Here is a 21,970-nt window from a genome sequence, read left to right as displayed (position 1 = left end):
GCCGAATTCCTACACTTGGGAACTTCGCCCTCATCCGGTTCCGTTGCATCATGCCGCTGCTCCGTCACGCTCAAGCCCGATTCCTTTCGCTGATCCTCCTCGCCTGGCTGCTCGTCTTTTTCCTCACCCGCACGGGCTTGCTCCTGGTACACCCGAACGAGGCGGTGCATACGCCGCTCGACGTCGTGCGCCTCTACGGCGTCGGCCTGGCTTACGACTTCGCTTTCCTCATCTACGCGGCCTTGCCGCTCGCCTTCTACCTCTTCGTACTGTGTCCCAACCGGCTGTGGCGCACGCGGGCGCACCGCGCCTTTCTCTACGCGCTCACGGCCCTGAGCCTCTTCGCCATGCTCTTCGTGGCCACTGCCGAATACTTCTTCTGGGACGAGTTCGGCGCACGGTTCAACTTCATCGCCGTGGATTACCTCATCTACACCACGGAGGTGATCGACAACATCCGCGAATCCTACCCCGTGGGGGCGTTGATCACGGGGCTTGCCGTGCTCGCGCTCGCGCTGACCTTCGCCCTGCGCCGGGTGATCGCCGGTGCGCTGGATGCCCCGCCCCTTGCGCTCAAACCGGGGCTTGCCGCCTTCGCCGGGTTGATTGCGCTCGCCGTGCTCGATGCAGCCTTCGTCGACCAGGATTTCCCCATGGGGCAGGAGCAGAACACCTATCGGCGCGAGCTCTCCGGCAACGGACCCTATCAATTCTTCGCAGCGTTTCGCAACAACGAGATCGACTATCGCCGTTTCTACGCCACCCTGCCCGAAGTCGACACGGGGCCGGTCTTGCGCCAGGAGCTCGCCGAGCCCAACGCGACCTTCCTCAGCCAGGATCCCCTCGACCCGCGCCGGCGCATCGTCAACGGCGGCCCGGAGCTGCGACGCAACATCATCCTCGTGACAGTGGAGAGCCTCAGCGCCAAGTTCCTCGGCAGTAACGGCGATCCGCGCGGGCTCACCCCGAACCTCGACGCCCTGCGCCGCGAAAGTCTCTATTTCAACAACTTCTACGCCACCGGCACCCGCACCGACCGCGGTCTGGAGGCGGTCACCCTGTCGGTGCCGCCCACGCCGGGCCGTTCCATCGTCAAGCGCATCGGGCGCGAGAGCGGCTACGCCAGCCTGGGACAGCAGCTCGTGGCCAAGGGTTACGACGCCGTCTTCGTCTATGGCGGGCGCGGCTACTTCGACAACATGAACGCTTTCTTCAGCGGCAACGGCTACCGCATCGTCGACCAGAGCAGCGTGCCCGAGTCCGAGATCCACTTCAAGAACGCCTGGGGCATGGCCGACGAGGATCTCTACGCCCAGGCGATGAAAGTGGCCGACCAGGACCATGCCGCCGGCAGACCCTTCTTCCTGCACCTCATGACCACCTCGAACCATCGCCCCTATACCTATCCCGACGGGCGCATCGACATCCCTTCGGGCAAGGGGCGCGACGGGGCGGTGAAATACACCGACTACGCCATCGGCAAGTTCCTGCGCGAGGCGCGCGACAAACCCTGGTTCAAGGATACGATCTTCGTCTTCCTCGCCGATCACACCGCCGGCAGCGCCGGCCATGAAGACCTGCCGGTGGCGAACTACCACATTCCGCTCTTCATCTACGCGCCGGGTTTCATCACCCCGCGCGAGGTCTCGGCGCTGACGAGCCAGATCGACCTCGCGCCCACCCTGCTCGGCCTACTGCACCTGGACTACGTCTCCACCTTCTACGGGCGCGACGTGCTGCGCGACGAAACCCGCCCGGGGCGCGCCCTCATCGGCAACTACCAGCATCTGGGGCTTTTCGACGGCAAGGATCTGGCGATCCTCAGCCCGCGCAAGAAGATCCGCCTGCGCGAGAATGCCACCGAGCGCGCAGAGCACGAACGCCCGGCATCGCCGGAAGCCCCCCTCGTGCGCCGCGCCATCGCCTACTACGAAGACGCGAGCCACGCTTTCCGCAACGGCCTGCTCGCGTGGCGAACGCAGGAGCACGAACTGGCTGAAACACCGAGCGGGCAAGCGACACCGACCTCGGGCGCCTCGACGAACCGTCACGGACGGGTGCAAAGCAAGGCGCCCGAAGCTCGAGAAACGAGACCTCTCGAATGGATGGGCGAGCCCCAAGGGACCGGAGCACGCCCCCGTACAGCCGCGCAGTAGGCCCAACGAGGCGCCCCAGTAGGCCACGGCCACCCGACTTATCGACGAGCCGCACTATAATTGTCGGGTGCCTCGAGCAACCGTCACGAGCTCAGGCCAAGCCAAGTGCCCGGGGCTGCGGTCCAGGGAACATATCGGATGGCTCGACGAGCATCCGGGCATCGCATGGCGCCGCCATACAGCCATATGGAGGGGCATTCGAGGCATCCTGCGGGATCGTGCTCGTCCCCGCGCCTGACACCCGATCCTTCATTCTCACGGAGTCCCTGCATGAGCACCCGTCACTGCCGCCTTCTCATCCTCGGTTCCGGCCCCGCCGGCTACACCGCCGCCATCTACGCCGCCCGCGCCAACCTCGAACCCGTCCTCATCACGGGGCTCGCCCAGGGCGGTCAGCTCATGACCACGACCGAAGTCGACAACTGGCCCGCCGAGCCGGAAGGCGTTCAGGGACCGGAGCTCATGGAACGCTTCGAGAAACACGCCCGCCGCTTCGGTACCGAGATCGTGTTCGACCACATCCACACGGCCGATCTCTCGCAGCGCCCGTTTCGCCTCGAGGGCGATGCCGGCACCTATACCTGTGATGCACTCATCATCGCCACCGGCGCCACCGCCAAGTACCTCGGCTTGCCGTCAGAGGAAAAATTCATGGGACGAGGCGTGTCGGCCTGCGCCACCTGCGACGGGTTCTTCTACAAGAATGAGGACGTCGCCGTGATCGGCGGCGGCAACACCGCCGTCGAAGAAGCGCTCTATCTCGCCAACATCGCGCGCAAAGTCACCCTGGTACACCGCCGCCAGCAATTCCGCGCCGAGAAGATCATGGTCGACAAGCTCATGGAGAAAGTCGCCAGCGGCAAGATCGAATTGGTACTCGACAGCGTGGTGGATGAAATCCTGGGCGACGATTCGGGCGTGACCGGCATCCGGGTGAAGCACGTCGTCGACGGCAGCACGCGCGAGATTCCCGTCAAGGGCGTATTCGTCGCCATCGGACACAAGCCCAACACGGAGCTCTTCGTCGGCCAGCTCGACATGGAGAACGGCTACATCGTCACGCGCGGCGGTCGCCACGGCAACGCCACGGCCACCTCGATCGAAGGGGTTTTCGCCGCCGGCGACGTGCAAGATCAAGTCTATCGCCAGGCCGTGACCAGCGCCGGTACGGGCTGCATGGCGGCGCTCGATGCCGAGCGCTACCTCGACGGCGTGGGAAGCTGAGCCCGATGGCCCGCCCGCGTCCTCCGGCCTGGGCGACACCTTTGGTCGAGCTCAAAAAGCAAGGCTCGAGCCGGGTCGGCGCTGCGCCCTCGAAGTCGATCCCCGAAGAAGCGGATTGGCGCGAGGGCGTTCGCCCGCTCTCTTTCACCCCGCGCGTGGAGCCTGAACGCCCGCGCCCGGCGCCGGTGCCGCGGCAAAAGCTCGCCGACGAACGCGCCATCCTCGCCGAGGAGCTGCTCGCCCCGCTGGAACTCGAAGACTGGCTGGAAGCAGACGAAGAAACGCACTTTTTGCGCCCAGGCGTGCCCCGGCGTGTTCTCACCGACCTGCGCCGTAGCCGCTGGGCGCTGCAAGGCGAGATCGACTTGCACGGTTTGACACGCATCGAGGCGCGCGAGGCGCTCTCGGCCTACCTCGCCCGCGCCCGACACCGAGGCTTGCGCTGCATTCGCGTCATCCACGGCAAGGGGTTGCGCTCGCCGGGCGGTTTCTCCGTGCTGCGCCACTTGTCGCGGCGCTGGCTCGCGCAGCGCGACGAGATCCTCGCTTTCTGCGAAGCCCCGCCCACGCGCGGCGGCAGCGGCGCCCTCATCGTCCTGCTGCGCGCCCCGCGCGAGTGAGCCGCCTCAAATCGCGTTGCCGTCGGTCTCGCCGGTGCGGATGCGGATCACCTGCTCGACCGGCAGCACGAAGATCTTGCCGTCGCCGATCTTGCCGGTGCGCGCCGTCTCCATGATGACGTCGACCACCTGGGCGACGCGATCGTCGGTGACGACCACCTCCACCTTGATCTTCGGCAGGAAATCGACCACGTATTCGGCACCACGGTAGAGTTCCGTATGCCCTTTCTGGCGACCGAAGCCCTTGACCTCGGTGACGGTCAGACCACTCACCCCGATCTCGGAGAGCGCCTCGCGCACCTCGTCGAGCTTGAACGGCTTGATGATCGCTTCGATCTTCTTCATGATCCGCTCTCCTCGTCGTATTCGTCGGCATAGCGCGCCGTGATGGGATAGCGCCAATCACGACCAAAGGCGCGCCGGCTCACCCGTACACCGATCGGCGCCTGGCGCCGTTTGTATTCGCTACGTTTCAAAAGCGTCACGGCGCGCCGCACCGCCGCGGCGTCGAACCCGGCGGCGATGATCTCACGGGGCGACCATTCCCATTCCATGTAGCGCTCGATGATCTGATCGAGCACCTCATAGGGCGGCAAAGAATCCTGGTCGCATTGATCGGGTTTGAGCTCGGCCGAAGGCGGACGCGTGATGATACGCTCGGGGATCACCTCACCGTCGCGGTTGCGCCAGCGCGCGAGCCGATAGACCTGGGTCTTGTAGACGTCCTTGAGCACGGCAAAGCCGCCTGCCATGTCGCCGTAGAGCGTGGCGTAGCCGGTGGCCATCTCGCTCTTGTTGCCGGTGGTGAGCACCAGCGCCCCCGTCTTGTTGGAAAGCGCCATCAGGAGCACCCCGCGGATGCGCGACTGCAGGTTCTCTTCGGTGGTATCCGGCGGCAAGCCGGCGAAGAAAGGCTCCAGCATCGCCGCGAACGTGTTCATCGCCGGCTCGATGGGGATGACGTCATAGCGCACCCCGAGCCGGGCAGCGAGCGTCGCGGCGTCTTCCAGGCTCATCGCCGCCGTATAGGGCGAAGGCAGCATCACGGCGCGCACGCGCTCCGGCCCCAAGGCGTCGACCGCGAGGCACAGCGTGAGCGCCGAATCGATCCCCCCCGATAGACCGATGATCGCGCCGGGGAAACCGTTCTTGCCGAGGTAATCGCGCACCCCCGACACCAGCGCCCGATAAAGCTCCTCTTCCGGCGGCAAGGGCTCGAAGGAAGGCGCATGCGGCCGCCAATACCCCTCACGCCACTCGATCACCGCCTCGTTCTCGGCGAAGAACGGTCCCTGCCAAGCCAAGGCGCCTTGCGCGTCGAGCGCGAAGGAAGCGCCGTCGAAGACGAGCTCATCCTGCCCCCCCACCATGTTGAGGTAGAGCAACGCCCGGCCGGAGGCCCGGACCCGCTCGGCGATCACGGCTTGCCGCTCACGCCACTTCTGCTGGTGGTAGGGCGAAGCGTTGAGCGCCACGACGAGCTCCGCGCCCTGCGCCACCGTCTCTTCTACCGGCCCTGCCGACCAGGCATCCTCGCAGATCACCACCCCCACCCGCACGCCTTGGTGGGTGAAGACGAAGGGCTCATTACCCGCGCAGAAGTAGCGTTTCTCGTCGAAGACGGCGTAGTTCGGCAAGCGGCGCTTGCGATAGAGCCCGTCGATTCGGCCATCGCGCAGCAGCGCCGCCGCGTTGAATCGCCCGCCCTCGTCGGCCCAGGGCACGCCGACGAGCAGCGCCGGCCCCGCCGCCGTACGCGCTGCCAAAGATTCCAGATGACGCCGCGCCGCGCGGTAGAAGTCAGGGCGCAACAGCAGATCTTCGGGTGGATAACCGCTCAGGGCGAGTTCCGGCGTGAGGACGAGCTCCGCGCCCTGGGCTGCCAGGCGAGCAAATGCCCCGGCGATGAGCGCCTCGTTGTGGGCGAAATCCCCCACCACCGGATCGATCTGGGCCAAGCCCAGGCGCAGTGCGCTCATTCCATCGGGGCCGTTTTACTTGGCCGACGAAGCGTTCTTCACGCCGGCGAGGATCTCCTGCTTGGCCTCTTCGACGCCCGCCCAGCCGAGCACCTTGACCCACTTGCCCGGTTCCAGATCCTTGTAGTGCTCGAAGAAATGCACGGTCTGTTTCAGCAGGAGCTCCGGCAGATCCTCGAGTGACTGCACTTTGTCATAGAGCGGGGTGAGCTTGGACACCGGCACCGCCACCACCTTGGCATCGACGCCCGATTCGTCTTCCATCTTCAGCAAACCCACCGGGCGGCAACGGATCACCACCCCCGGCTGCAGGGGAAACGGCGTGACGACGAGCACGTCGACCGGATCGCCATCCCCCGCCACCGTGTGCGGCACGTAGCCATAATTGAGCGGATAGCGCATCGTCGTGCCCATGAAACGGTCGACGAAAATGGCGCCACTCTCCTTGTCCACCTCGAATTTGATCGGATCGGACTGCGCCGGGATCTCGATGATGACGTTGATGTCGTTGGGCACGTCCTTGCCAGCGGAAACGCATTCGAAAGCCATGGAAACTCCTCACTCGTACAAAAAACCCGGCCGGAAGAACCGGCTCGACTGGAGGAGGATTATATAACGCCCTTTTGCGGCTTCAGGGGTGACAGACCACGCCCTGCCAGATCATCCCGCCCAGCTGCGGCGCGCGCCACAGCCCCAGCAGCCCGAAGGCGACCACCAGGAGGCCCGCGGCGCGGCGCACCCAGGGGTGTCCTGCCACGTTGCGAAAGCGCCGCAACAGCAGCCCCGCAGCGAGCAGATTCGGCAACGTACCCAAACCGAACGCGAGCATCACCCCGGCGCCACGCAACCCGTCACCCGCAAGCAGCGCCGTCGCGAGCACGCTATAGACGAGCCCACAGGGCAAAAACCCCCACAGCAGACCGAGCGGAAACGCCTGCGCCACCGAACGCACCGGCAGGAAACGGCGTGTGGCCGGCTGCACCCACCGCCACAGGCGATGCCCGGCGCGCTCGAGCGGGGCGAGCCAGCGCGTCTGGCCGAGAAAATAGAGCCCCATGGCCACGAGCATGAGATTGGCGAGCACGTAGAACGTGAGCTGAACCGGCAGCACTCCTTCGAGCATTCCGCCGATGGCCCCCAGCCAGCCCAGCACTGCGCCGAGCAGCGTGTAGGTGGTGATACGGCCGAGGTTGTAGGCCAGATGCAGCGGCCACTTCGCCCCCTGCGCCGTCTGCAGCGACAAGGCGCCGACGATGCCGCCGCACATGCCGAGGCAATGTACTCCGCCCAGGAGGCCGATGAGGAAGACCGCGAGAAAACCGTTCCAAGCCACGCCGCTGCCTCAGATCACGCGCGAATAGCGCGCCCGCTCGCGATCGTGGCGCAGATAGCGGTCGAACACCATGGCGATCGCCCGCACCAGCAGCCGCCCCGGTGGCAACACCGTGATCCAGCGATCCCCGATCTCCACCAGCCCTGCCTCGGCCATGCGCGCCAAGTCGTGTAACTCCGGGGCGAAATAGCGGCGAAAATCGATGAGGTGCGCGATCTCGATCGACTCGATCGACAGCTCGAAATGGCACATCAACGCCTGGATGATGGAGCGGCGCAGCACGTCGTCGGCGGTCAGCTCCACGCCGCGCAGCACCGGCAGCTCACCGCGCTCGAGCGCGTCGTAGTAGTCTTCCTCCGTCTTGTGATTCTGCGCGTAGATCGCCCCCAGTTTGCTGATGGAGGAAATGCCGAAGGCGATCATGTCGCACTCGGCCTGGGTCGAATACCCCTGGAAATTGCGGTGCAACCGCCCCTGCCGCTGGGCGATCGTCAGTTCGTCGTCGGGCTTGGCGAAGTGATCCATCCCGATATAGACGTAACCGGCATCGACCAGGCGCTCGATAGCGTACTTCATGATGCCGAGCTTGTCGGCCGCCGTGGGCAGGGCCGCCTCCTCGATGCGCCGCTGCGGCTTGAAGAGCCGCGGCAGGTGGGCATAGCTGTAGAGCGAGAGGCGATCGGGCGAGAGTTCGATCATCCGTTCGAGCGTGGCGGCAAAGCGCTCCACCGTCTGGTGCGGCAAACCATAGATGAGATCCATGCTCACCGACTTGAAGCCGTTTTCGCGCGCCGCCTCCAGCACCGCCGCCGTTTCGTCGAAACTCTGGATGCGATTGACCGCCGCCTGCACCAGCGGGTCGAAGTCCTGTACCCCGATGCTCATGCGGTTGAAACCGAGCTCGGCGAGCAAGGCCACCTGCGCCGCCTCCACCTTGCGCGGATCGACTTCGATGGAAAATTCACCGTGCTCGGCGAGCAGGAAGCGCGCCCGGATCACCTCCATCAACCGGCGCATCTCGTCTTCGGCAAGGAAAGTGGGCGTACCGCCGCCCAAATGCAACTGAGTGACCTCACGGCCACCGGCCAGATGCCGATCGACGAGGTCGATCTCGCGCTCGAGGAAATCGAGATAGCGCGCGCTGCGGGAATGATCCTTGGTGATGATCTTGTTGCAGGCGCAATAGTAACAAATCGTATTACAGAAGGGGATGTGCACGTATAATGACAGCGGCCGGTTCAAGCCTCCGACTTCGCGGCTCCCGAGCCAGCGGGCATACTGGGCCGGCCCGAAGGCTTCGACGAAGCGATCCGCCGTCGGATAGGAGGTATAGCGCGGCCCGCTGATGTCGAAGCGCCGGATCAGCTCCGGATCGACGACGAGGCGATGGGTTTCTTGCATCGTAGCACTCATGGACGGACGCCCACCTGGTTTTCCTGCGTTAGATTCTCATAATATGGCACGAAACGGCCGACGACAGGTTGACCGTCATCAACGAAAACGTTTCCTTTCCCCCCAGAGAAGCACAATGGACCTCCAACTTCCGCCCACCTTGCGCCAATTGCGCGTGGCCTGCTCCCAGTGCAACCTGATGGAACTGTGCCTGCCGGTCGGGCTGAGCGAAGAAGACGTGGCCCGCATCGAAGAGCTCGTTGGCACGCGCCGCAAGCTGCGGCGCCATCAGTCCCTCTACGAGGCGCGCATGCCGTTTCAGGCGCTCTATGCCATCCGCGCCGGTTCGTTCAAGACCACCATCGTGCTCGAGGATGGCCGAGAGCAGGTCACCGGGTTCCAGATGACCGGTGAGCTGCTGGGCTTGGACGGCATCAGCACGGGGCAGCACGTCGTCAGCGCCATCGCACTCGAAGACAGCGAAGCCTGTGTGATCGAATACGCCCGCCTCGAAGCGCTCGCACGCGAGATCCAGGGGCTACAGGCGCAGTTTCACAAGGTACTCTCGCGCGAGATCGTACGCGAACAAAGCGTCATGATGCTGCTCGGCACCATGCGCGCCGAAGAGCGCCTGGCCGCATTCCTGCTCAACCTGGCGCAGCGCTTCGCCGCCCGCGGTTTCTCGGGCACGGAATTTCGGCTGCGGATGACGCGCGAAGAAATCGGCTCCTACCTCGGGCTCAAACTCGAGACGGTCTCCCGCACCCTATCCCACTTTCAAGAAGAAGGGCTCATCGAGGTGCAGCACAAGAACATCCGGCTGCGCGATCGGGAGCGCCTGCGTGGTCTCATCCAGGCGCCCCTGTCTCACTAAACACGAACCGGCGCGCCGTCAGCGCTCGAGGACGTAGCTTCCCGGCGCCTTTCCGAGTGAAGGCACGCTCGCCGGGTCCTTCGGCGCCACCAGTTCGCCCGCCTGCGGTCTGAGCCAGGCGACCCAATCGTCCCACCAGCTGTTGGGATGCTCGGGTGCCGACTTGAGCCAGGAATCGGCTCGCGGCACCGGATCGCCGACGTCGCTCACCCAGTACTTGCGCTTTGGTGGATCTTTCGGCGGGTTGACGATACCCAGGATGTGACCCGAGCTCGACAGCACATAGCGCCGCGGCCCGCGCACGTGCCGCAGTAGCTTGAAAGTCTGCTGCCAGGGGGCAATGTGATCGTCTTCGGTGCCCACGGCATAGACCGGCTGCACGATCTGGCGCAGATCCACGGGAACGCCCGCCAGGGTCAGCGCATCGGGCTGGATGAGGCGATTGTTGAGATAGAGCTCGCGCAGATACCAGCAGTGCATCTTCGCCGGCATGCGCGTCGGATCCATGTTCCAGTAGAGCACGTCGAACGGCGCCGGCTCCTCGCCATAGAGCCAGCCATGCACGATGTAACGCCAGATGAGGCTGTTGGAGCGCAACAAGCGAAACGCCTCGGCCATGTCTTCACCGCGCAAGTAGCCATCGATCTGCATCTTGCGGCAGAGAAAATCGACGGTGGCTGGATCGATGAAGACTTCGATGTCGCCCGGAGCCGAAAAATCGACGAGCGTGGTGAGAAACGTCGCGTTTGCCACGGGCGAAGCCTCGACGCCCACCCTGCGGTTGATCACCGAGAGATAGGACGCCAGCGCGGTGCCACCGATGCAATAGCCCACGGCATTGACCTTGTCGGCACCGGTGATCGAACGTGCCGTCTCCACCAGCACGTCGATGCCATGGGTGAGATAGTCGTCGAACGTCGTATCGGCCATCTCGCGCGTGGGGTTCTTCCAGCTGATGATGAAGACCTCGAACCCTTGGTCGCAGAGATACTTCACCATGCTCTTGTCGGGCGTGAGATCGAGCACGTAGAACTTGTTGATCCACGGAGGAACGATCACGATGGGGCGCCGACGCACCTGAGGCTGGGTCGGTGTATAACGGATGATCTCCACCAGCCAATTGCGATGCACCACGTCCCCGGGCGTGGTGGCCAGATTCACCCCGACGTGGAAATCATCGGGCCGGGTCATCCGTACCATGCCGGCGGCCATGTCAGAGAGAAAATTTTTGTAGCCTTCGAGCAGACTCAGACCACTGGTTTCCACGGCGAGCTGGCGCGCCTTGGGGTTGGTCCAGAAGAAATTGGTGGGGGCAAGCGCATTGACGAACTCGCCGGTCCAAAAAACGGCGCGCCGCCGCTCCCGCTCGTCCAGTCCCGGAGTCTGGCGCACCATCTCGACCAAGGACTGCCCCCAGCCGAGGTAGCTCTGCTGTAGCCCCGACCACCAAACCGATTCGGTCCATGCGGGGTGATCCCAACGGATGTCATAAGGTTCGGGCACGAAGGGGGGCTCGACTTCCTGACCCGAGAGCCGCTGCGCGATGTAGCGCACCAGCGCTACGTTGCGCTTGCCCAGCTCGATCTCCTTCGACCACAGCGCCACCGGATGTAATGCCCACAGCACCTGAGCATGCAGAATGGGGGCGACGTTGCCCAACGGATCGAAAGTTCCCTCCATTGCCCGATGCATGATTTCGGCCACCTGTTCGGGAGTCTCCTCGATACGATGCGCGACCTCCCAATTCGAGTCCTGACGCGAATTTCGTGCCCTTGCCTTGCTCCTGGCCATGAAGACCTCCTCGTTGTCAAGAATCCTGCCACCTTTGACCGCGAACCGCTACCTCGACGTGGGTCCAGCCGAGCGTATCGCGTACCGTCTGCGCGAACGCCTGTGACTGGTTCACTTCACCATGGGTGACGAAACACTGCTGAGGGGGGCGGCGGAATCCCCGCAGCCAGGCAAGCAGCCCTAGGCGGTCGGCATGCGCCGACATGCTTCCTATCGTATGCAGACCAGCACGAACCGGGATTCGTTCCCCGAAAATCGTCACCTGCTGCGCTCCATCGACGAGACGCCGCCCCAGGGTACCCATCGCCTGGAAGCCGGCAATGACGATGGCGCATTCTGGACGGGGTAGATTGTATTTTAGGTGATATTTGATGCGACCGGCCTCGCACATGCCACTGGCCGAAATGATGACCAAGCCCGAGCGCACGTTGTTGAGCGCCATCGATTCCTCCACGCTCGCCGTGAAACGCACGTGAAAACGGTCGCGGTACCGTTGCATCCAGGCGAAGAGTTCGCGGCTGGGCTCATCCCACAAATCGAGGTGCCGCGCCGAGATCTTGCTCGCCTCGGTCGCCATGGGCGAGTCGACCACCACGTTGAGCGAACCCAAACGACCTCGCCGAACCAGATCGGCCAATACGAGGATCATCTCCTGGGTACGGCCAACGGCAAACGATGGAATCACGACGTTGCCCCGAGGCAAAGTCTCCCGTAATACCGTCTCCAGCTCGGCGACCGAGTCGTCCCAAGGGCGATGCTCCCGATCGCCATACGTCGACTCCACCCAGACGACGTCGGCGTCAGGAATCAGCGTTGGGTCGCGCACCAAAGGGCGTCCCGGCATGCCCAGATCTCCACTGAAGACCCACCGCCGGCGCACACCATCAACCCGCTCGAGCTCCAGCTCGACGATGGCCGAACCCAGGATGTGACCAGCGTCATGAAATCGCGCCCGTACGCCCTGCATCACGGGAAACCAGCGACCATAATCGTGCCGTCGCAGCCAGCGCAGACTCTCCTTCGCCTGGACCACCGTGTAGAGCGGCGCATCGGTTAGCAGCAAACGACGTCGAGTGCGATGCGACTGCTTGGACAGCCATTCCCACTCCTTTTCCTGGATGTAGGCGCTGTCGAGCAGCATCACTTCCAGCAGGTCGGCCGTGGCTTCGGTGACGTGCACCGGTGCCCGGGCGCCGAGGGCTACCAGTCGCGGTAGCAGGCCGGAGTGATCGAGATGCGCATGAGAAAGGATCACGGCCTGCAATGCCCAGGGATCGAAAGGAAACGCCTCGAGGTTCTTACGCTTGGCTTCACGTCCGCCCTGGAACATACCGCACTCGACGAGAAAATTCCCCTCGGGTGCGCTCACGTGAAAGCATGAACCGGTAACTTCCTGCACCCCGCCCAAAAAACGCACTTCGGGCGCCGCAGGAGCAGGTCGATCTTCGAACCGAGTCCGCCGGTGCGGGCTCGGGCCGCGAACTGCATCTTTCCCCTCGTGCTTTGGCCACTTCCCCTGCGCGCGTCCCGTTCGAACCATCTTGCACCCCACCTGCCTGTGGTTATAATGAAACAATGTTACCTCACCCAAGGAAGGAGCGACGATGTTCAAGCACATCCTAGTGCCGACGGACGGTTCGGATCTGTCGCGTAGCGCCTGCGAGCGCGCCGTCGCCTTTGCCAAGAGCATCGGCGCAAAGATCACTTTTTTCTATGCCCAGCCCGACTTTCCCCTACCAGTCTATGGTGAAGGCGCCCTGATCGATCCGACCACCCCGGATCAATTCCGCCGCGCAGCCAAGGAAGAAGCGGATCGCATCCTGGCGGAGGCCAAAGCGTTGGCGGACAAAGAGAATGTTCCCTGCGAAACCGACACCATCGTCAGTGACACCCCCTGGGAGGCGATCATCGATTGCGCTCAGCGACACGGCTGCGACCTCATCTTCATGGCCTCGCACGGACGGCGCGGCCTGGCAGGATTGCTGCTGGGCAGCGAAACGCAAAAAGTGCTCACCCACAGCAAGTTGCCGGTGCTCGTCTTTCGCTGAAACCAGGCACACGGGCGCGCAAGGAACCGCCAAGCGACGGCGCCGTCCGCGGTGCCCAAAGAAAAAAGGCCGCTGTCGCGGCCTTCGATTCGATCTAGGAAGAATGTTGCCGCCGTTGCTGCCCCGCAGAGGAGGCAGCATTTTTTTCCTCCTCCTGGATCTGCCGCGTGACGTAGCGGTAGATGTAGACCGCCATCACGATGATGAAGGCGATGGTAAAAAGGCTCAACCAGCCGATTCCCGAAGAAAGCAATTCTCGTAATGCGTCGGACATGACACGTCCTCCTTAGTCTGCTGCAGGCACGAACGGTTCGATTCTCACCTCGCTCTCTGTGGGCACATACACGGTCCCGTTCAGGCGCCACTCTCGGGACTCATCTTCGATCTGTACCAGCCAACGACCGGCATTGATGGGTTGGATCGGAGCGACATAGCGCCCCTGGTCGCGGACCAGGCGCACTACCTGGTCCATTCCGGAACGGGTGGGGTGGGTCAGGGTCACCACGAGGAAGGGAGGCTTGGCCTTGGCGCGCTCCTCGTCGAAGCGCAGCCATAGCCGCTCCGCGTCCATGCCCACATAAGCGACGAGGCCGAGCTCACCCGCTTTGAGCGAGCGGTCCAAGGTTTGGCGAATCGCCAACCCCTCTTTGTAATAGTCGTCGGTAACCAAACCGTCCCAGGTCGCGATCGCGATCCACAAAGTGGCGAACCCCGCCACGACCGCCACGGCCGGCGGCAACATGAGCAACCAAGGCCACTTTTGACGATACCAAGGTAGCGTCTGAGAACTGTTCCGTGAAGAAATCCGTGCTTCCATCGTTTCTCACTCCGGCATGATGAAAGTGGCCAGTTCCCGCGTCACGTTCTCGGGCTCATCCACCACCTTGATTTCGAAATAGATTTTGTGTGTTCCTGCATCCACCGCCCCGGCCGGGACGCGAACTTGAACCGTCAGCGGGAAAATGCTCACCGCGGGCACGTCGAATTCCTTGGGCCCTTCCATGACGATATTGGGCAGCCCCCCTACAGAGAGCGTGAAACGGCGAGGCCGCTCCACCATGTTCATGATGTTGAGCGTATAGACGTTCTCGATCCAACCACCGCGAACCTCCCGTGCGAGCGAGGCGCGATCCCGTATGACGTCTACGCGCACGTCGGGGCGTGTGGCGATTTTCCAGAAAAGCACCGAAGCCACGACGATGAGAATGACGCCGTAGATGAGCACTCGCGGCCGCAGAGCGCGCCGGAAGGTCCGTGCCCGATCCCAGTGATTCTTCATCGCGTTCTCGGTGGTGTAACGGATGAGACCGCGGGGATAGCCCATCTTGTCCATCACTTGGTTGCAGGCATCGATGCAGGCGGCACAGGCGATACATTCGTACTGCAGGCCATTGCGGATGTCGATGCCCGTAGGGCAGACCTGCACACAGATGCCGCAGTCGATGCAATCCCCCAAGCCCAAAGAACGGGGATCGACCCCTTTCTTACGCGGCCCACGCGGTTCGCCGCGCTCGGCATCGTAGGTGATGATGAGGGTGTCCGGATCGAACATCACGCCCTGGAAACGCGCGTAGGGGCACATGTATTTGCAGACTTGCTCGCGCAGCACCCCTGCGAGCAGAAAAGTGAATCCAGCGTAGAAAAAGATCCAGAAGGTTTCCCAGGGGCCGAAGCTGAACGTCTGCAAAGACTGCCACAATTCTTTTTGCGGCGTGAAGTAGCTCACCAGCGTAAAGCCGGTGAAGAGCGAGAAGACGATCCATATGGCGTATTTGGTGCTGCGCTTGACAATCTTCTCCACCGTCCAGGGCGAGGCGTCGAGTTTGCGCCGTTTGACGTGATCACCCTCGATCTTCTCTTCGAACCACATGAAGATCTCGGTATAGACGGTTTGCGGACAGGTATAGCCACACCACACCCGCCCCGCCACGGCACTGAAGAAAAAGAGCGCATAGGCCGAGAGAATCAGGATGAGCGAGAGATAGAAGACGTCCTGGGGCCAGAACACCCACCCGAACAAGTAGAACTTGCGCTCTACCAGGTGAAAGAGCACCGCCTGACGGTCGTTCCAGGTGAGCCACGGAAAACCGTAGAAGATCGCCTGCGTGAGGAAGACGAAAAACCACCGCAGCCGCTGGAAAGGGCCCGTGGTGGATCGCACGTAGAGCTTCTTGCGTTTGGCGTAGAGAGAGGACGGCACCTCGTCGGCGCCGTTGGATCTCTCCTTGGCGGACATCGCGGAAGTTTTCAGTGGCTCGTTCATGTAGAGATGGGCTCGTCGTTGTGAATCCGCACGGCGAAAGCGATCGTTGCTCGTGCGGCAAGACGCGGCGAGGCGCATGGCGCCCGCCGCGATCCCACGGTACTACCCTACAGCATCACTGCTTGTTGCTCAACCCCCACACGTAGGCGGTAAGGATATGGACCTTGTCTTCACCCAGGAATTCCCCGAACGCCGGCATACGGTTCTGGATGCCGTTGGTCACGATGGCGATGATCTGGGCTTCGGACGAACCCCACAGCCAGATGTCGTCGGTGAGGTTGGGCGCTCCCAGCAGCGGATTGCCCTTGGCGTCCGGTCCATGGCACACGGCACAGTTCTCGGCGAACACCGTTGCCCCACGCTCGGCCCGTGGCGCATCATGCGACAGCCCCGAGAGCGAGCGCACGTAGTGGGCGACGTCGCGGATCTGCTCCTCGGAGAGGATGTCCTTGAACGGCGTCATCACCCCGATACGCCCTTGAGCGATGGTCGTCTTGATGTACTCGGGCGAACCATCCCCACCGAGCCAGTCGTTGTCGGTGAGATTGGGGAAGCCCTTGGCGCCTCGTGCGTCCGCGCCGTGGCACTGCATGCAGTAGGTTTGAAACAGCCGCTTGCCCATGGCCATCGCTTCGGGGTCGGCCGCCACCGCCTTGACGTCCATGTTGCGATACTTGGCAAACTTCGGACCGTACTGCTCGTCGGCCCGTTTCATCTCCTGCTCCCACTGACCGACCGAAGTCCACTTGGCGATCCCCGGAAAGGCGCCAAAACCAGGGTAGATGATGAGATAGGCGATGCCGAAGAAAATGGTGATCCAATACAGATACATCCACCAACGCGGCAAGGGGTTGTTCCATTCCTGCAGCGTCTCGTCCCACTTGTGCGGCTGTAGCTCTCCGACCTTGCCGCTGACGCGCATGTTCAGCATGATGATGACGATGCAGAACACGAAACTGACGGCGACCAACACCATCACGTACATGTTCCAGAATCCACTCACGAAGTCAGCCATTTTATTTCCCTTCCGTGTGATCGTTGGCGAGCATCGGTTCGTCGTCCTCGAGGAACGGCAGGCGCGAGGCCTCTTCGAACCCCGGTTTGGCAGCACGGCTATAGGCCCACACGCAGATTCCGAGGAAACAGAGGAAGGCTGCCACCGTTACCGCACTACGCAGGTCGTTGATGTCCATCACGCCCTCCTTTCACTCATTGGAAATTGGACAACGCCCGACCGAGACCCTGCAGATAGGCCACCAGTGCTTCCATCTCCGTCTTGCCTTCGAGCATGGCCGGGGCCTGCGCGATCTCCTCGTCGGTATAGGGATGTCCCAAGGTACGGAGCGCTTTCATCTTGCCCTGAATGGCATTGATGTCGCGCTGGCTGATGGGCCGATCGAGCCACGGGAAAGCAGGCATGTTGGACTCGGGCACCACGTCACGCGGATTGCGTAGGTGCGCGATATGCCAGGTGTCCGAATAACGCCCCCCGACACGGTGCAGGTCGGGACCCGTGCGCTTGGAACCCCACTGGAAGGGACGATCGTAGATGTACTCGCCCGCCACCGAGTAGTGACCATAGCGCTCGGTCTCGGCACGGAAGGGACGAATCATCTGCGAATGGCAGTTGTAACAGCCCTCGCGGATATAGATGTCGCGGCCGGTGAGGCGCAGCGCATCGTAGGGTTTCACGTCGAGCGGGTTGCCCTGCCGGTCGATCGGCTTGGTGGTCGAATGCTGGAAGAAGAGTGGCACGATCTCCACCAATCCTCCGACACTCACCACCAACAAGGTCGCCACGATGAGCAGCGTCACGCTGCGTTCAATGAGCTCGTGCTTGGAATTCGCCATGATTCATTCTCCCTCAGGCATGAGCCGGAGCCAGCACCGGCGCATCGACGGGTTTGGCGCCCGCGACGGTCTTGAATACGTTGTAGGCCATCAGCAGCATTCCGACCAGGAAGAGCAGCCCACCGAGCACCCGGATGGTCCAGAACGGATAGGAGGCTTTCACCGATTCGACGAAGGCATAGGTGAGCGTGCCGTCCACGTTGGTGGCGCGCCACATCAGACCCTGCATCACCCCGGAGATCCACATCGAGGCGATGTAGAGCACGATGCCAATCGTCGCGATCCAGAAGTGCGCCGTGACCAGATCACGCGAATACATCTCGACTTTGCCGTAGAGCCGCGGGACCAGATAGTAGAGCGAGCCGATGGAAACCATCGCCACCCAGCCGAGCGCACCGGAGTGCACGTGGCCCACCGTCCAGTCGGTGTAGTGCGACAAGGCGTTGACCGTCTTCACCGACATCATCGGCCCTTCGAAGGTGGACATACCGTAGAAGGAGAGCGACACGATGAGGAACTTCAGGATCGGGTCGTCACGCAGCTTGTGCCAGGCACCGGAGAGCGTCATGATGCCGTTGATCATCCCGCCCCAGGAAGGCGCGAGCAGGATCAGCGAAAAGATCATGCCGAGCGATTGGGTCCAGTCGGGCAGCGCCGTGTAGTGCAGGTGGTGCGGACCGGCCCACATGTAGGTGAAGATGAGGGCCCAGAAGTGCACCACGGAGAGCCGATAGGAATACACCGGACGGCCGGCCTGCTTGGGAACGAAGTAGTACATCATGCCCAGGAACCCGGCAGTGAGGAAGAAGCCCACGGCGTTGTGACCATACCACCACTGCACCATGGCATCCTGCGCCCCGGCGTAGGCCGAATAGGATTTCGGCGTGAGGATACCCGCTTCGAACACGGGCATGGCCATGCTATTGACCACGTGCAGCAGCGCCACGGCGATGATGAAGGCGCCATAGAACCAGTTGGCGACGTAGATGTGGCTCACCTTGCGCTGAGCGATGGTGCCGAAGAACACCACGGCGTACGCCACCCATACGAGGGTGATGAGGATGTCGATCGGCCACTCGAGCTCGGCGTATTCCTTACCGGTGGTGAAGCCCAGCGGCAAGGACAGCGCCGCGAGCACGATCACGAGCTGCCAACCCCAGAAGGTGAAAGCCGCCAGGCCCGGCGCGAAGAGCCGGGTATGGCAGGTGCGTTGCACCACGTAGTAGGACGTAGCGAAGAGCGCCGAGCCGCCGAAGGCGAAAATCACCGCATTCGTGTGCAGCGGACGCAACCGCCCGAAATGGAACCACTCGCCGAGCTGCGGGAAATTGAGCTGCGGCCAGACCAGCTGGGCGGCGATCAACACCCCGACCAGCATCCCTACGATGCCCCACACCACTGCCATGATGGCGAACTGGCGTACGACTTTGTAGTTATAAGTCGCTTCCGTTTGCATGGTCACCTCTCCAATGAGAACTTACCGAAATCACCCCGGCGCGTCCGCCGACTGCGACAAGCGGTAGGATACGCCGCGCGAGCAAAGCCGTGTTGACTTCGGTCAACATTTTAGTCGATGACGTAACAAACTCGACGAAACGTGGCCGGAGAAAGAAAAAAAGGGCACGCGCCTGCGTGCCCCAACCCCAACAGAGAGACAAGGAACCCAAAAAGGCTTGGACTCGCACCCAAACCGGAGTCGATTCTATCCCTTATCAATCCAGAGGTTTTTGATGCACGTCAAAGAAACTCATCGTTCATCGACATTTCCACCCGACTTGCCGATATCATGGTCCGAGGCAGCCGTCGCTTTTTCAGTCGCCTCGTCGCGGTCCTCGAAGAGCACGCGGTAGGCCGGCCCCTGGAGATCGTCGAACTGTCCACTCCTGACCGACCACCAGAAGACGAGTCCGATGACGAACACGAGCACGACCGACAAGGGGATCAGGATATAGAGGCTTTCCATCGTCTCAGAGCCTATGGAGCGCGTTGCAGGCGCAGTGCGTTGAGCACGACACCCAAGGAGCTCGCCGCCATTCCCAGACCCGCCATCCACGGCGTCACCCAGCCGGCCATGGCAAAGGGAATGGCGAGAAGGTTGTAAGTGAACGCCCAGCGATGGTTCTGCGCCACGACCACGAGCGTGCGGCGTGCATGGCGTACGGCGCGTGCGACGCCCGAGAGATCGCTGCCAAGCAGCACGACATCGGCGTTGAGTCGGGCAAGATCCGCCCCTTCGCCCATGGCCACCGACACGTGTGCCCCCGCCAGCACCGGAGCGTCGTTGACCCCGTCGCCGACCATGGCGACCACGCTCCCTGGCCGTGCCATCACTTCCCGCAAGGCCTCGATCTTGCCCTCGGGAGTGAGCGCGGCGCGTGCCGAGTCGATGCCGAGGGCTCGTGCAACATGGAAGACGATCTCGGGCGCGTCTCCGGACAAGAGATGCGTACGCACGCCGAGCGCATGAAGCTCCTGCACCAGGGCCGGAGCTTCGTCGCGCACGACGTCGGTCAAACCGAAAAGCGCCATCCAGCCCGTTTCGTCGGCCAGCGCCACCCAGGTAAGCGTCGGATCGATGTCGCTCCCTGCTTGCGCCAGGGGAGGCAAGGAAAACCGTTCGGCGACCCATTCGGGGCGGCCGATCCGCACCCGACGTCCGCCGATGCGGGCGCTCAAACCTTGTCCGGTGACCACTTCCAGCGCCTCGAGCGAAACGTCCATGGGCGTCACGTCGGCGAAAGCGCGGGCGATCGGATGTTCGCTCGCCGCCTCCAGCGCCGCAGCCAGCGCCAGCGATTGCTGCGCGTCATGTCCGGAGAGCGGGAGCACCTTGGCCACAGCCAGCTGCCCCCGCGTGAGTGTACCGGTCTTGTCGAACGCAATGTCGGTGAGCCGAGCCAAAGTCTCGATGGCATGTCCGCGCGTTACCAGTACCCCCGAACGCATCAAGGCATCGGTGGCCGCGGTCAAGGCCACGGGAGTGGCCAAGGACAGGGCGCAGGGACAAGCGACGACGAGTACCGAGACGACGATGGGAACGATGCGAGCCGGGTCGAGCCAGCTCCAAAGCACGGCGGTGAGCAACGCCAATGCCAGCACGGCCACGATGAAGAGGCCGGCGTAGCGCTCGGCGAGCGTGGAGATTGCGGGCTTTTCGCTTTGAGCCCGCTCCATGGTGCGACGGATGGTCGCGAGCCGGGTTTCTTCGCCGACCCGCTCGACGGCGATTTCGAGCACCCCACCTCCGTTTAGACTGCCGCCGAGTACCCTATCCCCTTCGTTCTTGGGAATGGGGCGACTCTCTCCCGTAAGGATGGCTTCGCTCACTTCGCCGTACCCCGACAGGATCCGCCCGTCGACCGGGATGGTCTGTCCAGGACGTACGCGGATACGATCGCCCGGCGCGAGCCGTGCCACCGGCACACGCTGCCAAATCCCTGCTTCCAGACGTTCGGCCACGGCAGGAATGACGCGGGCGACCTCCTCCAGCCCGCGCACCGCCCGCTGACGGGCGAGCATTTCGAGGAATCTCCCACCCAGCAGAAAAAAGGCGAACATCGCCACCGAGTCGAAATAAACCTCCGCCCCGTCGGTGAGGGTAAACCATAGACTGGCCAAAAAAGCCACGCCGATGCCCAAGGCCACCGGCACATCCATCCCGACACGCCGCAGTCGCAGATCGCGCCAGGCATTGGCAAAAAAAGGGCCGCAGGAGTAGAACACCACGGGCAGGGTCAGCACGAGGCTCGCCCAGCGCAACAAGCGCTCGATGTCGGCCGGCATCTCGCCCTCGCCCGCCAAGTAGGTGGGGATGGCGTACATCATGACCTGCATCGAGGCAAAGCCGGCCACGAACACGCGCCAGAGCATGGATCGCCGCTCGCGCTGCGCAACCTCTTCGGCTTTCTTCGGATCGAAAGGGTAGGCGCGATAGCCGATTTCGGCGATCGCCTTGAGGATACGCGACAGGCTCGTACGCTCAGGATCCCAGCGCACCAGCGCGCGGCGGGTGGCGTAATTGATCTCGACGTGGGTGACGCCGGGCTGGCGGCGCAGGTGCTGCTCGTTGAGCCAGACGCAGGCTGCGCAGGTGATGCCCTCGAGGATGAGGGTGACCTCGCGCTCGTGCTCGCCCACCGCCCGTGAGACCTGCTCGGTGAGTTCGGGCAGATCGAAGGATTCGAGCTCTCGCACCACCTCGGGCAAGGCTTCGCGCACCGGCTCGGGCATGGCATCGCGGTGGCGGTAATAGTCGCCCAGGCCGTTGTCGACGATGGCCTGCGCCACGGCCACGCAGCCGGCGCAACACATGCGCCGCGCCCGCCCGTCGATCACCACGGAAAAATGCGTCTGCGGTGGAATCGGCAGGCCGCAGTGATAGCAATCGAGATCGGCGTCCGCAGCGATCTCCGCCTGCTCAAGGGTGGCTTCGTTCATCT

At 63.1% G+C, this 21,970-nt stretch carries 21 protein-coding genes; 5 read left to right on the top strand and 16 right to left on the bottom strand.

Annotated elements, in window-relative coordinates; all coding sequences use genetic code 11:
• Positions 1 to 50 precede the first annotated feature (50 nt).
• From EPD80_RS09605 to EPD80_RS09595, 3 genes are all read left to right on the top strand, one after another.
• Positions 51 to 2,156, top strand: coding sequence for an LTA synthase family protein (locus tag EPD80_RS09605; RefSeq protein ID WP_142811337.1), 2,106 nt, complete (start codon positions 51 to 53; stop codon positions 2,154 to 2,156).
• 270 nt (positions 2,157 to 2,426) lie between these two features.
• A complete protein-coding gene (gene trxB, locus EPD80_RS09600) occupies positions 2,427 to 3,380 on the top strand; it encodes a thioredoxin-disulfide reductase (protein WP_142803664.1) in 954 nt (317 codons plus the stop codon).
• Positions 3,381 to 3,385: 5 nt separating this feature from the next.
• The gene (locus EPD80_RS09595) at positions 3,386 to 4,000 is read left to right on the top strand and encodes a Smr/MutS family protein (protein WP_142811334.1); all 615 of its coding nucleotides are present in this window, start codon (positions 3,386 to 3,388) and stop codon (positions 3,998 to 4,000) included.
• A gap of 6 nt (positions 4,001 to 4,006) precedes the next feature.
• Here EPD80_RS09595 and EPD80_RS09590 read toward each other — a convergent pair whose 3' ends face one another.
• The 5 genes from EPD80_RS09590 to hemN all read right to left on the bottom strand — a co-directional run bounded on the left by EPD80_RS09590 (position 4,007) and on the right by hemN (position 8,713).
• Positions 4,007 to 4,345 carry a P-II family nitrogen regulator gene (locus EPD80_RS09590; protein ID WP_028874947.1) on the bottom strand — a complete coding sequence of 113 codons (339 nt, stop codon included), beginning with the start codon at positions 4,343 to 4,345 and terminating at the stop codon, positions 4,007 to 4,009.
• Positions 4,342 to 5,979 carry an NAD+ synthase gene (locus EPD80_RS09585; protein WP_142811332.1) on the bottom strand — a complete coding sequence of 546 codons (1,638 nt, stop codon included), beginning with the start codon at positions 5,977 to 5,979 and terminating at the stop codon, positions 4,342 to 4,344. Before EPD80_RS09585 ends, EPD80_RS09590 begins: the two co-directional genes overlap by 4 nt.
• Positions 5,980 to 5,994: 15 nt before the next feature.
• The gene (ppa, locus tag EPD80_RS09580) at positions 5,995 to 6,528 is read right to left on the bottom strand and encodes an inorganic diphosphatase (protein ID WP_142811330.1); all 534 of its coding nucleotides are present in this window, start codon (positions 6,526 to 6,528) and stop codon (positions 5,995 to 5,997) included.
• A gap of 82 nt (positions 6,529 to 6,610) precedes the next feature.
• The gene (locus EPD80_RS09575) at positions 6,611 to 7,312 is read right to left on the bottom strand and encodes a sulfite exporter TauE/SafE family protein (protein ID WP_142803668.1); all 702 of its coding nucleotides are present in this window, start codon (positions 7,310 to 7,312) and stop codon (positions 6,611 to 6,613) included.
• A gap of 9 nt (positions 7,313 to 7,321) precedes the next feature.
• Complete coding sequence (hemN, locus tag EPD80_RS09570; protein WP_142803669.1) at positions 7,322 to 8,713, bottom strand: oxygen-independent coproporphyrinogen III oxidase; 1,392 nt, start codon at positions 8,711 to 8,713, stop codon at positions 7,322 to 7,324.
• Positions 8,714 to 8,840: 127 nt separating this feature from the next.
• Between hemN and EPD80_RS09565 the strand changes: the two genes are divergently transcribed.
• On the top strand, positions 8,841 to 9,578 hold the full coding sequence (locus EPD80_RS09565; protein ID WP_142803670.1) for a helix-turn-helix domain-containing protein: 738 nt from the start codon (positions 8,841 to 8,843) through the stop codon (positions 9,576 to 9,578).
• Between the two features lie 18 nt (positions 9,579 to 9,596).
• Here EPD80_RS09565 and EPD80_RS09560 read toward each other — a convergent pair whose 3' ends face one another.
• Both EPD80_RS09560 and EPD80_RS09555 read right to left on the bottom strand, forming a co-directional pair.
• Positions 9,597 to 11,270, bottom strand: coding sequence for a PHA/PHB synthase family protein (locus EPD80_RS09560; RefSeq protein WP_221928946.1), 1,674 nt, complete (start codon positions 11,268 to 11,270; stop codon positions 9,597 to 9,599).
• A 115-nt stretch (positions 11,271 to 11,385) separates the two neighbouring features.
• Complete coding sequence (locus EPD80_RS09555; RefSeq protein ID WP_390613101.1) at positions 11,386 to 12,786, bottom strand: MBL fold metallo-hydrolase RNA specificity domain-containing protein; 1,401 nt, start codon at positions 12,784 to 12,786, stop codon at positions 11,386 to 11,388.
• A 187-nt stretch (positions 12,787 to 12,973) separates the two neighbouring features.
• Here EPD80_RS09555 and EPD80_RS09550 point away from each other — a divergent pair, with 187 nt between their 5' ends.
• A complete protein-coding gene (locus EPD80_RS09550; protein WP_142803673.1) occupies positions 12,974 to 13,417 on the top strand; it encodes a universal stress protein in 444 nt (147 codons plus the stop codon).
• A gap of 94 nt (positions 13,418 to 13,511) precedes the next feature.
• Here the strand turns inward: EPD80_RS09550 and EPD80_RS09545 are convergent, their stop codons facing one another.
• From EPD80_RS09545 to EPD80_RS09505, 9 genes are all read right to left on the bottom strand, one after another.
• Positions 13,512 to 13,691, bottom strand: coding sequence for a DUF3149 domain-containing protein (locus EPD80_RS09545; protein ID WP_142803674.1), 180 nt, complete (start codon positions 13,689 to 13,691; stop codon positions 13,512 to 13,514).
• A 12-nt stretch (positions 13,692 to 13,703) separates the two neighbouring features.
• Positions 13,704 to 14,234: a FixH family protein gene (locus tag EPD80_RS09540; RefSeq protein WP_142803675.1), complete on the bottom strand. Its 531-nt coding sequence runs from the start codon at positions 14,232 to 14,234 to the stop codon at positions 13,704 to 13,706.
• 6 nt (positions 14,235 to 14,240) lie between these two features.
• Complete coding sequence (gene ccoG / locus EPD80_RS09535) at positions 14,241 to 15,680, bottom strand: cytochrome c oxidase accessory protein CcoG (protein ID WP_142803676.1); 1,440 nt, start codon at positions 15,678 to 15,680, stop codon at positions 14,241 to 14,243.
• Positions 15,681 to 15,795: 115 nt separating this feature from the next.
• Positions 15,796 to 16,695 (bottom strand): cytochrome-c oxidase, cbb3-type subunit III, encoded by a 900-nt coding sequence (gene ccoP, locus EPD80_RS09530; RefSeq protein ID WP_142803677.1) that lies wholly within the window; start codon positions 16,693 to 16,695, stop codon positions 15,796 to 15,798.
• Position 16,696: 1 nt separating this feature from the next.
• Positions 16,697 to 16,873 (bottom strand): cbb3-type cytochrome oxidase subunit 3, encoded by a 177-nt coding sequence (locus EPD80_RS09525; RefSeq protein WP_142803678.1) that lies wholly within the window; start codon positions 16,871 to 16,873, stop codon positions 16,697 to 16,699.
• Positions 16,874 to 16,889: 16 nt separating this feature from the next.
• Positions 16,890 to 17,531, bottom strand: a complete 642-nt coding sequence (gene ccoO / locus EPD80_RS09520; protein ID WP_142803679.1) for a cytochrome-c oxidase, cbb3-type subunit II — start codon at positions 17,529 to 17,531, stop codon at positions 16,890 to 16,892.
• A 13-nt stretch (positions 17,532 to 17,544) separates the two neighbouring features.
• A complete protein-coding gene (gene ccoN, locus EPD80_RS09515) occupies positions 17,545 to 18,987 on the bottom strand; it encodes a cytochrome-c oxidase, cbb3-type subunit I (protein ID WP_142803680.1) in 1,443 nt (480 codons plus the stop codon).
• A 291-nt stretch (positions 18,988 to 19,278) separates the two neighbouring features.
• Positions 19,279 to 19,494 carry a cbb3-type cytochrome oxidase assembly protein CcoS gene (gene ccoS, locus EPD80_RS09510; protein ID WP_142803681.1) on the bottom strand — a complete coding sequence of 72 codons (216 nt, stop codon included), beginning with the start codon at positions 19,492 to 19,494 and terminating at the stop codon, positions 19,279 to 19,281.
• A gap of 11 nt (positions 19,495 to 19,505) precedes the next feature.
• Positions 19,506 to 21,968, bottom strand: a complete 2,463-nt coding sequence (locus tag EPD80_RS09505; RefSeq protein ID WP_142811326.1) for a heavy metal translocating P-type ATPase — start codon at positions 21,966 to 21,968, stop codon at positions 19,506 to 19,508.
• Positions 21,969 to 21,970 lie beyond the last annotated feature (2 nt).

The organism is Tepidiphilus olei, from assembly GCF_006980705.1.
Classification (GTDB): domain Bacteria; phylum Pseudomonadota; class Gammaproteobacteria; order Burkholderiales; family Rhodocyclaceae; genus Tepidiphilus; species Tepidiphilus olei.
Note: the sequence above shows the minus strand (reverse complement) of the source record. Positions and strands in the feature narration are given on the sequence as shown.

What these genes read in the sequence shown, in the direction of transcription:
- EPD80_RS09605 (WP_142811337.1), top strand. Translation starts at nt 51, where the DNA reads ATGCCGCTGCTCCGTCACGCTCAAGCCCGATTCCTTTCGCTGATCCTC.
- trxB (WP_142803664.1), top strand. Translation starts at nt 2,427, where the DNA reads ATGAGCACCCGTCACTGCCGCCTTCTCATCCTCGGTTCCGGCCCCGCC.
- EPD80_RS09595 (WP_142811334.1), top strand. Translation starts at nt 3,386, where the DNA reads ATGGCCCGCCCGCGTCCTCCGGCCTGGGCGACACCTTTGGTCGAGCTC.
- EPD80_RS09590 (WP_028874947.1), bottom strand. Translation starts at nt 4,345, where the DNA reads ATGAAGAAGATCGAAGCGATCATCAAGCCGTTCAAGCTCGACGAGGTG.
- EPD80_RS09585 (WP_142811332.1), bottom strand. Translation starts at nt 5,979, where the DNA reads ATGAGCGCACTGCGCCTGGGCTTGGCCCAGATCGATCCGGTGGTGGGG.
- ppa (WP_142811330.1), bottom strand. Translation starts at nt 6,528, where the DNA reads ATGGCTTTCGAATGCGTTTCCGCTGGCAAGGACGTGCCCAACGACATC.
- hemN (WP_142803669.1), bottom strand. Translation starts at nt 8,713, where the DNA reads ATGCAAGAAACCCATCGCCTCGTCGTCGATCCGGAGCTGATCCGGCGC.
- EPD80_RS09565 (WP_142803670.1), top strand. Translation starts at nt 8,841, where the DNA reads ATGGACCTCCAACTTCCGCCCACCTTGCGCCAATTGCGCGTGGCCTGC.
- EPD80_RS09560 (WP_221928946.1), bottom strand. Translation starts at nt 11,270, where the DNA reads ATGCATCGGGCAATGGAGGGAACTTTCGATCCGTTGGGCAACGTCGCC.
- EPD80_RS09550 (WP_142803673.1), top strand. Translation starts at nt 12,974, where the DNA reads ATGTTCAAGCACATCCTAGTGCCGACGGACGGTTCGGATCTGTCGCGT.
- EPD80_RS09545 (WP_142803674.1), bottom strand. Translation starts at nt 13,691, where the DNA reads ATGTCCGACGCATTACGAGAATTGCTTTCTTCGGGAATCGGCTGGTTG.
- EPD80_RS09540 (WP_142803675.1), bottom strand. Translation starts at nt 14,234, where the DNA reads ATGGAAGCACGGATTTCTTCACGGAACAGTTCTCAGACGCTACCTTGG.
- ccoG (WP_142803676.1), bottom strand. Translation starts at nt 15,680, where the DNA reads ATGAACGAGCCACTGAAAACTTCCGCGATGTCCGCCAAGGAGAGATCC.
- ccoP (WP_142803677.1), bottom strand. Translation starts at nt 16,695, where the DNA reads ATGGCTGACTTCGTGAGTGGATTCTGGAACATGTACGTGATGGTGTTG.
- EPD80_RS09525 (WP_142803678.1), bottom strand. Translation starts at nt 16,873, where the DNA reads ATGGACATCAACGACCTGCGTAGTGCGGTAACGGTGGCAGCCTTCCTC.
- ccoO (WP_142803679.1), bottom strand. Translation starts at nt 17,531, where the DNA reads ATGGCGAATTCCAAGCACGAGCTCATTGAACGCAGCGTGACGCTGCTC.
- ccoN (WP_142803680.1), bottom strand. Translation starts at nt 18,987, where the DNA reads ATGCAAACGGAAGCGACTTATAACTACAAAGTCGTACGCCAGTTCGCC.
- ccoS (WP_142803681.1), bottom strand. Translation starts at nt 19,494, where the DNA reads ATGGAAAGCCTCTATATCCTGATCCCCTTGTCGGTCGTGCTCGTGTTC.
- EPD80_RS09505 (WP_142811326.1), bottom strand. Translation starts at nt 21,968, where the DNA reads ATGAACGAAGCCACCCTTGAGCAGGCGGAGATCGCTGCGGACGCCGAT.